Raw genomic sequence first — 14,605 nt, 5'->3', positions numbered from 1 at the left:
AACGACAAATAGGCTTGAAGGATTATTTAGTGAACTAAAACGAAAATTAAATAATCACAATGGATTAAGCAAAAAACGTAAGGTTATGTTTATAAAGGATTTTTTAAATAAAAAGAGTTGCTAACAACATAAGAAAAATATTATTAGCAACCACTTTGTCCACTTGAACGTGTAATGGGTAAATCAGCAACCATTTTGTCCATTACACCGGGTTAAAGAGTTGTAGTATAAGGCTTAACTACACTTTTTTCCCACATTTTTGTCCATTACACCAAGATAATTCCTAATAAAAGTAGTGTAATTATTTGTCAGATTAAGTCTGATCTTTTACAACTCCCTCTAGCTCTTTTCGCATCTGTTCAATGACTGTTTTGTAGTCAGGCTGATCAAAAATGGCTGATCCTGCAACAAACATATCTGCACCTGCTTGTGCAATTTCTGCGATATTATTGATTTTTACTCCCCCATCAACTTCAAGGCGAATATTACGTCCACTTGCATCAATACGGCGGCGAACTTCACGCAATTTATCTAATGTAGAAGGAATAAAGGCTTGTCCGCCAAAGCCAGGGTTTACAGACATTAACAAAATCACATCAATCTTATCCATTACATAGTCTAAATAATGTAGTGGTGTCGCAGGGTTAAACACTAAGCCAGATTGGCAGCCATTATCTCGAATAAGTTGTAATGAGCGGTCGATATGTTCGCTGGCTTCAGGGTGGAAAGTAATAATATTAGCCCCCGCTTTAGCAAAATCAGGGATCAGTCTATCGACAGGTTTTACCATTAAATGCACATCAATTGGGCATTGAATACCGTAATCACGCAAGGCTTTACAGATTGCAGGTCCAAAAGTTAAATTTGGCACATAATGGTTATCCATTACATCAAAATGAATTAAGTCAGCACCAGCATTCAGCACATCACTCACATCATCGCCTAGGCGAGCTAAATCCGCAGAAAGAATAGAAGGTGCAATAAGAAATGGTTGTTGAGCCATTGTAGATCCCCTTAATTGACAAATAACAGTGTAATAATGAAAGTTAGCCTAGCATATTTTAGCTCAAGAAACTTCGATCTTTATCGCATATTTAGCATATTTTGTTGGTTTGGAGCTGATAAATAAGCGGTTATTTTCTCTCAAAAATTTGCAAAATGATCAATTCCACAAACCAAATCACTAAAAACCATAAAAAAATTATAGCTATTTTTCAAAATATCAGGCAAAATAAATCCACTTTTTATTTATGGTTTTATTGGAGTTTATATGAAAAAAGGGATTCACCCTGAAAATTATCGTGAAGTATTGTTTTATGACAGCAGTGTGCAACAAGGCTGGGTTATTCGTTCTTGTGCGAGTACCAGTAAAACAATGGTTTGGGAAGATGGCAAAGAGTATCCGCTTTATCCATTAGATACTTCTTCAGCATCACACCCTGTCTATACAGGTAAACGTCGTGAAGCAAATACTGAAGGGCGAGCAAGTAAATTTAATGAACGCTTTAAAGGTATTTCGAGCTTAACGGCTAAAAAATAAGGAAAACACGATGAAAATTTTAAATTCACTGAAAACAGCAAAATCTCGTCACCCAGATTGCCAAGTTGTTCGCCGTAAAGGCAAACTTTATGTAATTTGCAAAACGAACCCACGTTTTAAAGCTCGTCAGCGTTAATTGATTTTTAGAAAATTTTTATAAAATCAGATATATAGCGATAAAAAATTACAGTTTTTATCGCTATTTTTCTTGATTGTAATCAAGGTTAATGTAAGTAACACCTTGTCCACAATTTCACAACATTTCAAAAATGCTAGAATAGACCCCGAAATATCTTACTCATTTACTCAACTATTTTGACGAATTTAACCGAAACTCCTTTACCACGCCGTAGCTTTTTACGCGGGCATTTTTTAAATGCTTTAAAAACAGAACAAGTAAAACAGCAAGGGCATAATGCAATTCGTCCTCCTTGGGTCGATCTTGCAACATTTTCGGAGAAATGTACCGCTTGTAGCCAATGTGTTGTTGCTTGTGAAATGGGGATTTTGCAAAAAGGGGCAGATGGCTATCCTGAAGTGAATTTCTCTTTAGGGCGGAAAGAATGTAGTTTTTGTCAAGCCTGTGTGAATATGTGTGAAGTCGATTTATTTCGACCAACGAGTGAAGCAGCTTGGCAACATAAAGTAGAAATTCAGAGCAGTTGCTTAACGCAATTTTCGGTGGAGTGTCGAAGCTGTGAAGATAACTGTGAAATGCGAGCAATCCGTTTTAAACGGGAGTTCGGGCGGGTGGCAACACCAATTGTAAACCTTGAGAGTTGTAATGGTTGTGGGGCTTGTCTTTCTGTTTGCCCTACGCAATCTATTCAAATTATGTATTTATGAGAAACGTATCCGATAAACTTAATCATACCCATACAGACGGAAACTGGTACGTTTGTAGTTTAGTCGTTCAGGCTCGTCCTGAAAAATTAACTGCGGTTAAAGATACTTTATTAACAATGCCTTATACTGAAATTTACGGTGAAAAAGAAGAAGGCAAATTAGTCGTTGTGATTGAAGCCGATTTTCAGCCGCTATTGGTTGAACAGATGGAACAGATCAAAGAGATTGATGGCGTAATTGTTGTATCGTTAATTTACAGTCATCAAGACGAGAATTTTTAATTTTTTGATTACCTATTATTAGTGGGGAACTTTATGGAACTCAATCGTAGAGATTTTATGAAGGCAAACGCAGCAGCTGCGGCTGCTGTTGCTGCTGGAATTGCTATTCCTGTCAAGAATGTCTATGCCGATGACAACAAGATCAAATGGGAAAAAGCACCTTGTCGTTTCTGTGGAACGGGATGTAGCGTACTTGTGGGGACGCAAAATGGACGTGTTGTGGCATCACAAGGCGATCCTGATGCAGAAGTAAATCGTGGCTTAAACTGTATTAAAGGCTATTTCTTGCCAAAAATTATGTACGGAAAAGACCGCTTAACATCGCCAATGTTGCGTATGAAAGATGGTAAGTTTGATAAAAACGGGGAATTTACTCCTGTTTCTTGGGATCAAGCGTTCACCATTATGGCGGAAAAATTCAAGAAAGCGATTAAAGAGCAAGGCCCAAATGGTGTGGGAATGTTTACTTCGGGTCAATCGACTATTTTTGAAGGGGTAGCAAAATCTAAGCTATTTAAAGCAGGCTTACGTTCTAACAACATTGACCCAAATGCTCGTCACTGTATGGCATCTGCTGCGGTTGCATTTATGCGTACCTTTGGTATGGATGAGCCAATGGGCTGTTATGATGACATTGAAAAAGCGGATGCTTTTGTACTTTGGGGTTCAAATATGGCAGAAATGCACCCGATTTTATGGTCGCGTATTTCTGATCGCCGTTTATCGCATAAAGATGCTCGTGTAGCGGTTCTTTCTACTTTTGAACATCGTTCCTTTGAATTAGCTGACTTAGGCATTGTGTTTAAACCACAAGGGGATTTAGCGATTTTAAATTACATCGCAAATTACCTCGTTCAAAATAATGCGATTGATACGGATTTCATTGAAAAACACACTAAATTCAAACGTGGCGAAACCGATATTGGCTACGGTTTACGTCCAAGTCACCCACTTGAACAAGCTGCTAAAAATGTCAAAACTGCGGGCAAAATGCACGACAGTAGTTTTGAAGAGTTTAAGAAACTTGTTGAACCATACACACTAGAAAAAGCTCACGAATTATCGGGTGTTCCGAAAGATCAGTTAGAAAGCCTTGCCAAAATGTATGCAGATCCAAAATTGAACATCGTTTCTTATTGGACAATGGGCTTTAACCAACACGTTCGTGGTGTATGGGCGAACCATCTAATCTATAACATTCACTTACTGACAGGTAAAATTTCAAAACCAGGTTGTGGTCCATTCTCATTGACAGGTCAGCCATCAGCTTGTGGTACGGCTCGTGAGGTAGGAACATTTATCCACCGTTTACCTGCGGATCTTGTGGTTACTAACCCAGAGCACGTTAAAACGGCAGAAAAATTATGGAAGTTACCAAATGGTGTTGTACAAACGCAAATTGGCTTGCACGCTGTTGCTCAAGATAGAGCATTAAAAGACGGTAAGTTAAATGCCTATTGGGTAATGTGTAATAACAATATGCAGGCAGGCCCGAATATTAACCAAGAGCGTATGCCAGGCTGGCGTGATGAACGTAACTTTGTTGTTGTTTCTGATCCATATCCAACCGTTTCAGCACTTTCAGCAGACTTAATTTTACCAACGGCAATGTGGGTTGAAAAAGAAGGTGGCTATGGTAATGCAGAACGCCGTACACAATTCTGGTATCAGCAAGTTAAAGCACCAGGTCAAGCTAAATCTGACTTATGGCAATTAGTGGAATTTTCAAAATATTTCACAACAGATGAGATGTGGCCAGCAGACGTATTAGCGGCAAACCCTGAATATAAAGGCAAAACATTATTTGATGTGCTTTATCGCAACGGGCAAGTAGATAAATTCCAAGTGCCACAAGATAAAGCTGGCTATATGAATGATGAAGCCGATCACTTCGGTTTCTACTTACAAAAAGGTTTGTTTGAAGAGTATGCCTCTTTCGGGCGTGGACACGGACACGATCTTGCTACCTTTGAAACCTATCACCAAGCTCGTGGTTTACGTTGGCCTGTGGTTGATGGTAAAGAAACCTTATGGCGTTATCGTGAAGGCTATGACCCATACGTCAAACAAGGCGAAGGTGTGGCATTTTATGGTTATCCAGATAAGAGAGCAATCATTCTTGCTGTCCCTTATGAGCCACCAGCAGAAGCACCTGATGCAGAATACGATTTATGGCTCACGACTGGACGTGTACTTGAACATTGGCACACAGGCTCAATGACACGCCGAGTGCCAGAGTTACACCGTTCATTCCCGAACAACTTAGTTTGGATGCACCCGACTGATGCACAAAAACGTGGTTTACGTCACGGCGACAAAGTGAAAGTTATTTCCCGTCGTGGTGAAATGATTTCGCATTTAGATACTCGTGGACGTAACAAAATGCCAGAAGGTGTTATTTACACAACCTTCTTTGATGCAGGTCAGCTAGCAAATAAACTGACCCTTGATGCGACCGATCCAATTTCTAAAGAAACCGACTTCAAAAAATGTGCGGTTAAAGTAGAAAAAGCATAGTCGTCAAATAGGTTTACAAGCGGTGGGATTGGCAAAAAATTTTGCAAATCTAACCGCTTGTTAAGAAAGGCTCAGGAAGATGAAACTTGATCCAAGTCGGCGTCAGTTTTTAAAAAATGCAACTCGGACAGCAGGTGGCGTGTGTGGTGTAGGGATTATTCTCGCCTTACAACAAAATCAAAGCCTTGCTCGACAAGGTGTTGCATTGCGTCCACCCGGTGCACTAGCCGATGATAAAGACTTTACCGCAGCGTGCGTAAGATGTGGGCAATGTGTACAGGCTTGTCCTTATGAAATGTTGCACCTTGCATCACTACTTTCGCCAATGGAAGCAGGAACCCCCTATTTTATCGCACGAGAAAAACCTTGTGAAATGTGTCCTGATATTCCTTGTGTTAAAGCGTGTCCAAGTGGGGCGTTAGATCCGAATTTGACCAATATTGATGATGCCAGAATGGGATTATCCGTATTGCTTGATCAGGAAACCTGTTTGAACTGGCAAGGGCTACGTTGTGATGTTTGTTATCGAGTTTGCCCATTGATTGATAAAGCGATTACTCTTGAAGTTCAACGTAATGATCGTTCAGGAAAACATGCAAAATTTATCCCAACGGTACATTCCGATGCTTGTACAGGCTGTGGTAAGTGTGAAGAGGCTTGCGTATTAGAAGAAGCTGCAATCAAAATTCTGCCTATGTCGTTAGCCAAAGGAATGTTAGGCAAACATTATCGATTGGGTTGGGAAGAGAAAGAAAAAGCAGGACATTCATTATTAGATGAAAGCAACCCTGAAGGGATTTTAACTCTGCCAACCCGTTTACCTGAAGGAGTGAAATAATGGCTCAACCTTCAGTAAAAACAAATAGTCCTAAACACGCAGGGCGAGAAGCAAGAGAAAAATTAGGCTGGTGGCGAGCGTATCGGTTTTTACTACTTCGCCGTCTTTCACAAATAAGCATTATCTTAATGTTTTTAAGTGGGCCGATGTGGAATGTATGGATTTTAAAAGGTAATTATAGTTCAAGTTTATTATTTGACCTTATTCCTTTAACCGATCCACTCATTACCGTAGAAAGCCTAGTAACAGGATATTTGCCTGAATGGAAAACCCTACTTGGTGCGGTGATTGTTATTGCAGTTTACGCACTACTTGCCAGTAAAGCCTTTTGTGCTTGGGTCTGCCCACTTAATATGGTTACAGACAGTGCAGCTTGGTTACGGCGAAAATTAGGTATTCGACAGTCAGCAAAATTACCAAGAGAACTACGCTACGGTATTTTGGTGATGATCTTAGTCGGTAGTGCCATTTCTGGCACGCTATTGTGGGAATGGATCAATCCTGTTGCAGCACTAGGGCGAGTCTTTGTTTATGGACTAGGTGCAACCTTATGGCTCGTATTAGCGGTTTTTCTATTTGATTTATTGATTGTGGAACACGGTTGGTGTGGGCATCTCTGCCCGATTGGAGCAACTTATGGCGTTATAGGTGCAAAAAGTATCGTACGAGTTGCGGTTATTGATCGAAAACGTTGCGATCGCTGTATGGATTGTTTCCACATCTGCCCAGAGCCACAAGTATTACGTTTACCCCTAAACGGTAAACCAGAAGATAGCCAAATTGTGTTATCGAAAGATTGTATTAGTTGCGGACGTTGCATTGATGTCTGTGCTGAAAATGTATTTACCTTCACTTCTCGTTTTGAGAAACAAGGTGAACGAATTATTTAAGTTTTTAGCGGTTTAACCAAACTTCGCAATGCCCTGAATATAAACAGTGCATTCGGGAAGATTTATTAAAAGCCTTAATTGGAGTGAAAAATGAAAAAATATCTCGCTTTATTTTTTATTGCGGTGTCGAGTTTTGCTCTCGCAAATAACGTAGAAAAAGTGCCTTCAAGTGCCGAAAAAGGCGTAGAAGCGATAGCCCCAGAATTTCATAATATGCCGAAAGATAACGGTAAAATTGGATTAAATTATGTGAATCAACCACCGATGATCCCACATAGTATTCGTGGCTACCAAGTAACTAAAAATACCAACCAATGTTTAAATTGTCACGGTGTGGAAAATTATCGAGTAACAGGAGCGCCTCGTATCAGCCCAACGCACTTTATGGATCGTGATGGAAATGTAACAGGTGATACTTCGCCACGTCGTTATTTCTGCTTACAATGCCACGTTCCACAAGCAGATGTCGATCCAATTATTGAAAACCAATTTGAGCCAACCAAAGCCTTTGGGGGTAAATAATGATCGGATTGATTAAACGTTTTTGGCAGTGGTTTCGCTCGCCAAGTAAAATTGGGATCGGCTTTCTTATTTTAGTCTCAGCCTTAGGCGGAATTCTATTTTGGGGCGGATTTAATGTGGCTCTTGAGCATACTAATACCGAAGAGTTTTGCTCAAGTTGCCATATGAATGATGTTGTGCCTGAATATCGTGCATCTGCTCACTACTCAAACCGTAGCGGTGTAAAAGCTATCTGTTCTGATTGCCACGTTCCACACGAATTTATTCCAAAATGGGCAAGAAAAATTGAAGCTGCAAAAGAAGTTTTTGCTCATTACACAGGCAAAGTAGATACCAAAGAAAAGTTTGAAACCCACCGCTTAGCAATGGCAGAACGTGAATGGGCAAGATTAAAAGCCAATAATTCACAAGAGTGCCGAAACTGCCATAATTTTGCGGATATGGATTTCACCCAACAGAAAAATGTTGCGGCAAAAATGCACGCAATGGCAGAAAAAGAAGGGAAAACCTGTATTGACTGCCATAAAGGTATCGCTCACAACCTACCGCATATGAAAAATGTAGAGTCTGGTTTTAAACCAAAATCGCAAACTGAGCAGAAGTAAGCGGTCGGATTTAACGTAAAAAATACATTTTTATCATATAGGGACAGTGTAAAATTTGATCTGTCCCTATTTCACACTAGACTTTCGCGTTAGATTAACTTATCCGCCCTTTTATGCTAGGATCTACCTTGTATTCTAATTATTCACAATTCATCTAATTTCCCTTTATTATGCAAAACAATGTGACGAAACTTTCTTCTCGTGCAGTAGCAGCACAAGTTATTTTACAAGTTCTTGATCAAGGAAAATCACTTTCTGCTTTATTGCCCGAACTTCATTTGCAGATAGCCAGTAAGGATCAGCCGTTGATCCAAGAAATGACGTTTGGTATCTGCCGAGTCTTGCCACGTCTAGAAGCGATCATTAAATTATTAGTGGAAAAGCCTTTAAAAGGTAAAACACGTTTAGTTCATTGTTTATTATTGGTTGGGCTTTACCAATTACTTTATATGCGAGTACCCTCTCACGCTGCAGTTGATGAAGTCGTTAATGCGACAAAAGTCTTAAAATTAGATAGTTTTCGTGCATTGGTTAATGGCGTATTACGTCGTTTTTTGCGTGAGCAAGCAGAAATTTTGGCGAAAGTAGATAAGCATTGGCAAACCTTGCACCCTGAATGGTTGGTAAATAAGCTGAAAAAATCCTATCCTCATTGGCGTGAAATTATTGATGCGAATAACCAGCGTCCACCTATGTGGATTAGAGTGAACTCACAATTTTCTAGTGTAGAAAACTATGCTCTCGCTTTAGATGGTGTAGCAGAATATCTTCATTCTCCGCAAATTCCGCCTTGTGCCTTGTATTTAAACCAACCTCAAGCGGTAAGTTCTTTACCGAATTTTGCAAAGGGCTGGGCAACTGTGCAAGATGCTCACGCACAATGGGCTGCATTATTGTTAGATGTAAGTAATGGCGATAAAGTGTTAGATGCTTGTGCCGCTCCCGGTGGGAAAACGACCCATATTCTTGAACTTGCCCCGAAAGCCGATGTAATTGCTCTAGATATTGAGCAAGCTCGCTTAAAGCGAGTGGCAGAGAATTTATCTCGATTAGGGCAAGACGCTAAAATTATTTGTGGTGATGCGAGTCAGCCAAATCAGTGGCTTGAAGATGATGAGATGTTTGATCGTATTTTATTAGATGCACCTTGTTCAGCAACTGGGGTTATTCGCCGTCACCCTGATATTAAATGGTTACGCAAAGAGAGTGATATTGATGAGCTTGTTCAGCTACAAGCCAAAATACTCTCGGCATTGTGGCAACGCCTAAAACCAAATGGCGTATTACTATACGCAACGTGTTCTATCTTACCTGAAGAAAATAGTTTACAAATTCAACGCTTTGTAGAGCAAACTCAAGATGCAATGCTTGTTGAAATGGATTTAGGCGGTGAGAAAGTGTTTGAAAAACAATTCTTCCCAAGTGAAAAAGGGGGCGATGGCTTCTTTTATGCAAAATTAGTTAAAAAAGTGAACTAGAATGAAGATCATAATTTTAGGTGCTGGACAAGTTGGAGCAACCCTTGCAGAAAATCTGGTTAATGATGATAACGATATAACCATCATTGATGACGATCACTCTCGTCTTGGCAAATTACAAGATAAGCACGATTTACAGGTGCTAAAAGGTAATGCAGCCTCACCAAGAGTATTGAGAGAAGCTGGAGCGAGCGACGCAGATCTTCTTGTTGCGGTAACTAATAGTGATGAAAGCAATATGATTGCGTGCCAAATTGCTTATACGCTCTTCAATATCCCAACTAAAATTGCTCGTATTCGTAATCCTGACTATGTGCGGGAGCGAGATGTTCTCTTTAATAATGATGTATTGCCGATAGATCATATTATTGCCCCTGAGTTACTCGTTACCCAAGAAATCTTGCGTTTAATTGATTATCCTGGTGCATTGCAAATCGCACATTTTGCCAATGATTTGGTCAGCCTTGTTAGTGTGAAAGCCTATTACGGTGGGCCTTTAGTCGGCTATCCTATATCTGCACTGACAGATCATCTTCCCCATATTGAAACACGAATTGTCTCTATTTTTCGTCAAGAAAAAGCCTTTGTACCACAAGGTTCAACCATTATTGAAGCAGGAGATGAAGTCTTTTTTATTTGTGCGACACCACACATTAAGGCGGTAATGGCTGAATTACAACGTCTTGAACGTCCTCATAAGCGGGTGATGATTATTGGTGGGGGGAATATCGGTACTGCACTAGCAAAAAGTTTAGAAGATAAATGTAGCGTTAAGCTTATTGAACGAGATACTGAAAAAGCGACCAAATTAGCCGAAAAATTAGCGAAAACATTAGTACTTTGTGGAGACGCTTCAGATCAAGAATTATTATTTGAAGAACATATTGAGAACGTAGATCTTTTTCTTGCCCTGACTAGCGATGATGAAGCCAATATAATGTCATCACTATTAGCAAAACGTTTAGGGGCTAAAAAAGCGATTGTTTTGGTGCAAAAAATGGCATATTTACACCTTATTCAAGGTGGAACAATTGATATTGCTTTATCGCCACAGCAGGCAACCATCTCTGCATTATCAAGCCACGTTCGTAAAAGCGATATTGTTAAAGTCGCTTCTTTTAAACAAGGACTTGTTGAAGGGATTGAAGTGATTGCTCACGGCGATTATTCGACATCAAAAGTCGTGGGGCGAACAGTTGGGGAAGTAAAATTACCACAAGGGGCTATTATTGGTGCAATCGTTCGTAACGGATTCGTCATTATTGCTCACAAATCAACAATGATCGAAGAAGATGATCGAGTGATTTTGTTAATTAACGATAAAAAACAAGTGAATGATATTGAGAAACTATTTCAGATTAGTACATTTTTCCTGTAGTACACAATAAAAGGTATAGAACGGTGAAATATAAAAATTTGCGTGAATTTTTGTCATTACTTGAGCAAAAAGGCGAGTTAAAACGCATTACTCAAGAAATCGACCCTTATTTAGAAATGACGGAGATAGCTGATCGCACTTTGCGTAAAGGTGGACCAGCACTGCTATTTGAAAATCCGAAAGGGTTTAATATGCCAGTGCTATGCAATTTATTTGGTACAGCGGATCGTGTTGCAATGGGAATGGGGCAAGAAAGTACACTTGCTTTGCGAGAGCTAGGTAAATTATTAGCCTTTTTGAAAGAGCCTGAGCCACCAAAAGGATTTAAAGATTTAATCGGGCAAATTCCACAATGGAAACAAGTGCTTAATATGCCTAGTAAGGTGTTGAGTAAAGCAGATTGCCAACAGATCGTACTATCGGGAGAGGATGTTGATCTCTATAAATTGCCGATTATGCACTGCTGGAAAGGCGATGTTGCACCTTTAGTTACTTGGGGGCTAACGATTACTCAAGGGCCTTATAAAAAACGCCTTAACTTAGGTATTTACCGCCAGCAGTTAATTGCGAAGAATAAATTGATTATGCGTTGGCTGTCTCATCGTGGTGGAGCATTAGATTTTCAAGAATGGAAAGAGGCTAACCCTGATAAACCGTTTCCTATGTCTGTGGCATTAGGGGCAGATCCTGCAACTATTTTGGCAGCCGTTACGCCTATTCCAGATACTCTTTCCGAATACGCATTTGCAGGGCTATTGCGTGGGCATAAAACCGAAGTAGTGAAATCTATCAGCAATGATTTGGAAGTGCCAGCCAGTGCGGAAATTGTGCTAGAAGGTTATATCGACTTACAAGAAACCGCTTTAGAAGGTCCTTACGGTGATCATACAGGCTACTATAATGAGCAAGAGTATTTCCCCGTATTTACCGTAACCCATATCACAATGCGACGTGATGCAATCTATCATTCCACCTACACAGGTCGTCCACCTGATGAGCCTGCGGTACTGGGTGAAGCGTTAAATGAAGTCTTTATTCCTATTTTGCAAAAACAGTTCCCAGAAATTGTGGATTTCTATTTACCGCCTGAAGGGTGTTCATATCGTCTAGCGGTGGTAACGATTAAAAAGCAATATGCAGGACACGCTAAACGAGTAATGATGGGGGTTTGGTCGTTCTTGCGTCAGTTTATGTACACAAAATTTGTGATCGTCTGCGATGATGATGTGAATGCTCGAGATTGGAAAGATGTCATTTGGGCAATTACGACTCGTTGCGATCCTGCTCGTGATACAACACTTATCGAAAACACGCCAATTGATTATCTTGATTTTGCCTCGCCTATTGCAGGGCTAGGCTCAAAAATGGGGATAGACGCGACAAATAAATGGGCGGGAGAAACCCAAAGAGAATGGGGCACACCAATTGAAAAAGACCCAAATGTGGTTAAACGTGTTGATGAAATTTGGAATGAGTTGGGTATCGACGAGTAACTTAAAAAATATCTGCTTTTGCAAAAAAATGTGAAGATCTTACCGCTTATGTGGAGAAAAAATGCCAGAATTACCTGAAGTTGAAACGAGTGTGCGTGGTATTTCCCCTTACTTAGTTGGAAAAACCATTGAGCAAATCATTATTCGTCAAAAACAGCTACGTTGGCTTGTCAGTGATGAATTAAACCAAATGGCTGGTGCAAAAATTCTAGCGATTTATCGCCGAGCAAAATATCTTATTATTCAGACTAATCAAGGCGATATTTTAATTCATCTTGGAATGTCTGGTTCACTGGGGATTTTAACTAAACAAACTGAAAAAGAGCTTGGTAAGCACGATCACGTTGATTTAGTTACCACAGACGGTACTATTTTACGCTATAACGATCCGCGTAAATTTGGGGCGTGGCTCTGGGTTGAAAATGCTGAAAATGCAGAGCTATTAGCCAAACTAGGCCCTGAACCACTTTCTGAGCAATTTACAGGTAGCTATCTTTATCAACAAAGTCGTAATAAAACCGTTGCCGTAAAAAATTTCATTATGAATAATGCGGTGGTTGTCGGTGTGGGTAATATTTATGCTTGTGAATCGCTTTTCCAAGCGGGTATTCACCCAAACCTTGCTACACAAAATTTAAGCCTAAAACAGTGTGAGCGATTAGTTACTGTGATTAAATCGGTACTTTCTAAAGCGATCTTACAAGGCGGTACAACGCTCAAAGACTTTATTCAGCCTGACGGCAAACCTGGCTATTTTGCACAGGTGTTGCAAGTTTATGGGCGAAAAGGGCAAGAATGTAATGACTGCGGTAGTTTGATCGAAGCCCAAATTATCGGGCAACGAAACAGTTTTTACTGCCCGAAATGTCAGAGATTACCTAGGTAATTTAGATAAATGTTAAAATTTTGTTAAATGCTATTGATTGTTTGCATAACTTAGGTAATATTTGCACAATGTTATGGAGAAACAGTATGCAAACAATCAACATCATTCAAATTTTATCCGATATTGGTGCGGGCAAACGAGGTAGCCACGAGGGTGTAAAATGGTTATGTGAACGACATTCTATTCAGCCTTCCACTATTTTTGAAAACCATTCGGATAGTAAATATCTTACTCCACCTGCAAAATATATTGATAATCTTACCGCTTTTTTCCAACAATTTATTCCCACTTTAACGCAATATTATCAACAGCCTGAATTTCCTGTAATACTAACAGGTGATCATTCCAATGCAATAGGGACGCTATCAGCATTATGTAATGCTTATCCTAAACAACGTATTGGTGTGATTTGGATTGATGCTCACGCTGATTTACACACGCCATATACGACACCATCTGGCAATATACACGGAATGAGCCTTGCAGCCCTACTACAACAAGATAATTTATCGCAACAACTTCATACTCTTACACCTGAAGTAGAATACTATTGGCAACATTTAAAACAGCTTGCACCAACTTCTCGGGGAATTTTACCGAAAGATATTTGTTTCTTAGGTTTGAGAGACTTTGAATCGCAAGAGCTAGCTCTTATTGAAGAACTACGTATTCCTTATTATTCAACACAGAAAATGCGAGAGCTTGGATTTGAAAAGGTTCTCTCCCAAGTTAAACAGCAATTTACTGATGTCGATTTACTCTATGTTAGTTTTGATGTTGATGCTCTTGATGCAGGCTTAATTAGTGTAACGGGAACGCCTGTTTCCGAAGGTTTTACAGAAATAGAAATCACAACACTACTAGAACAACTCTTAGCCTTGCCAAACCTTAGTGTGTTTGAGATAACGGAGTTTAATCCGATACTGTCAGACGATAAAGCTCAGTATGAGATGATTTATCGCTTATTTGTGCAAGCATTAGAACATATTGAGAGACGTTAGAATTTATTTTCCGCAATTTTCCGGTATTATGTAGCAGTTGCACAAAATTGAAAAAACTCTCTCCCACTTGTGGGAGATAGACAGCTCAAAAATGCGTTCAGCAGTTTTGAGCAGAGAGAGGGCAAACAAGCGGTAACTTTTCATCAATTTTGGTGTAATGGACAAAATAGTTGCTAAAAAGTGCGTTAAGAGCTTATAGTACAAGGCTTTAACGCACTTTTTTGAAAATGAATAAAAAACTTGTCCTTTTTGTCAAAATCAGAATATAAAGAAGCACGGTACACAAAATAACACTCAACGTTATAAATGTAATATGATGAAAAATATTTA

At 39.6% G+C, this 14,605-nt stretch carries 16 protein-coding genes; 15 read left to right on the top strand and 1 reads right to left on the bottom strand.

The features are described from left to right. Positions 1–313: 313 nt before the first annotated feature. A complete protein-coding gene (gene rpe, locus A1D25_RS06805; RefSeq protein WP_157394940.1) occupies positions 314–1,003 on the bottom strand; it encodes a ribulose-phosphate 3-epimerase in 690 nt (229 codons plus the stop codon). A gap of 267 nt (positions 1,004–1,270) precedes the next feature. Between rpe and A1D25_RS06800 the strand changes: the two genes are divergently transcribed. The 15 genes from A1D25_RS06800 to A1D25_RS11270 all read left to right on the top strand — a co-directional run. Then, the gene (locus tag A1D25_RS06800) at positions 1,271–1,540 is read left to right on the top strand and encodes a type B 50S ribosomal protein L31 (RefSeq protein WP_157394939.1); all 270 of its coding nucleotides are present in this window, start codon (positions 1,271–1,273) and stop codon (positions 1,538–1,540) included. A 10-nt stretch (positions 1,541–1,550) separates the two neighbouring features. Continuing rightward, the gene (gene ykgO / locus A1D25_RS06795; protein WP_157394938.1) at positions 1,551–1,676 is read left to right on the top strand and encodes a type B 50S ribosomal protein L36; all 126 of its coding nucleotides are present in this window, start codon (positions 1,551–1,553) and stop codon (positions 1,674–1,676) included. A 179-nt stretch (positions 1,677–1,855) separates the two neighbouring features. Then, complete coding sequence (gene napF / locus A1D25_RS06790; protein ID WP_157394937.1) at positions 1,856–2,386, top strand: ferredoxin-type protein NapF; 531 nt, start codon at positions 1,856–1,858, stop codon at positions 2,384–2,386. Next, positions 2,383–2,667 (top strand): chaperone NapD, encoded by a 285-nt coding sequence (locus A1D25_RS06785; RefSeq protein WP_157394936.1) that lies wholly within the window; start codon positions 2,383–2,385, stop codon positions 2,665–2,667. The genes napF and A1D25_RS06785 overlap by 4 nt, the downstream gene beginning before the upstream one ends. 33 nt (positions 2,668–2,700) lie before the next feature. Further along, positions 2,701–5,184, top strand: coding sequence for a nitrate reductase catalytic subunit NapA (napA, locus tag A1D25_RS06780; protein WP_157394935.1), 2,484 nt, complete (start codon positions 2,701–2,703; stop codon positions 5,182–5,184). Positions 5,185–5,263: 79 nt separating this feature from the next. Next, positions 5,264–6,022, top strand: a complete 759-nt coding sequence (napG, locus tag A1D25_RS06775) for a ferredoxin-type protein NapG (RefSeq protein ID WP_157394934.1) — start codon at positions 5,264–5,266, stop codon at positions 6,020–6,022. Further along, positions 6,022–6,912 carry a quinol dehydrogenase ferredoxin subunit NapH gene (napH, locus tag A1D25_RS06770; protein WP_157394933.1) on the top strand — a complete coding sequence of 297 codons (891 nt, stop codon included), beginning with the start codon at positions 6,022–6,024 and terminating at the stop codon, positions 6,910–6,912. Before napG ends, napH begins: the two co-directional genes overlap by 1 nt. Before the next feature lie 90 nt (positions 6,913–7,002). Beyond that, positions 7,003–7,434 carry a nitrate reductase cytochrome c-type subunit gene (locus tag A1D25_RS06765; protein WP_157394932.1) on the top strand — a complete coding sequence of 144 codons (432 nt, stop codon included), beginning with the start codon at positions 7,003–7,005 and terminating at the stop codon, positions 7,432–7,434. A gap of 8 nt (positions 7,435–7,442) precedes the next feature. Continuing rightward, positions 7,443–8,039, top strand: a complete 597-nt coding sequence (locus A1D25_RS06760; protein ID WP_157394941.1) for a cytochrome c3 family protein — start codon at positions 7,443–7,445, stop codon at positions 8,037–8,039. Positions 8,040–8,221: 182 nt separating this feature from the next. Next, entirely contained in the window at positions 8,222–9,517 is a 1,296-nt protein-coding gene (gene rsmB, locus A1D25_RS06755; protein ID WP_420825108.1) for a 16S rRNA (cytosine(967)-C(5))-methyltransferase RsmB, read from the top strand. A gap of 1 nt (position 9,518) precedes the next feature. Continuing rightward, complete coding sequence (trkA, locus tag A1D25_RS06750) at positions 9,519–10,895, top strand: Trk system potassium transporter TrkA (protein WP_157394930.1); 1,377 nt, start codon at positions 9,519–9,521, stop codon at positions 10,893–10,895. Between the two features lie 23 nt (positions 10,896–10,918). Then, on the top strand, positions 10,919–12,388 hold the full coding sequence (gene ubiD, locus A1D25_RS06745; RefSeq protein ID WP_157394929.1) for a 4-hydroxy-3-polyprenylbenzoate decarboxylase: 1,470 nt from the start codon (positions 10,919–10,921) through the stop codon (positions 12,386–12,388). A 61-nt stretch (positions 12,389–12,449) separates the two neighbouring features. Further along, complete coding sequence (mutM, locus tag A1D25_RS06740; RefSeq protein ID WP_157394928.1) at positions 12,450–13,274, top strand: bifunctional DNA-formamidopyrimidine glycosylase/DNA-(apurinic or apyrimidinic site) lyase; 825 nt, start codon at positions 12,450–12,452, stop codon at positions 13,272–13,274. An 86-nt stretch (positions 13,275–13,360) separates the two neighbouring features. Then, a complete protein-coding gene (locus A1D25_RS06735) occupies positions 13,361–14,275 on the top strand; it encodes an arginase (protein ID WP_157394927.1) in 915 nt (304 codons plus the stop codon). A 265-nt stretch (positions 14,276–14,540) separates the two neighbouring features. Continuing rightward, on the top strand, positions 14,541–14,605 hold a 65-nt coding region (locus tag A1D25_RS11270; RefSeq protein WP_420825109.1), incomplete at its 3' end, for a hypothetical protein.

Source organism: Ursidibacter arcticus (assembly GCF_009761375.1).
Taxonomy (GTDB): Bacteria; Pseudomonadota; Gammaproteobacteria; order Enterobacterales; family Pasteurellaceae; genus Ursidibacter; species Ursidibacter arcticus.
The sequence above is the reverse complement of the archived record's forward strand: the minus strand, read 5'-3'. Positions and strand labels throughout refer to the sequence as shown.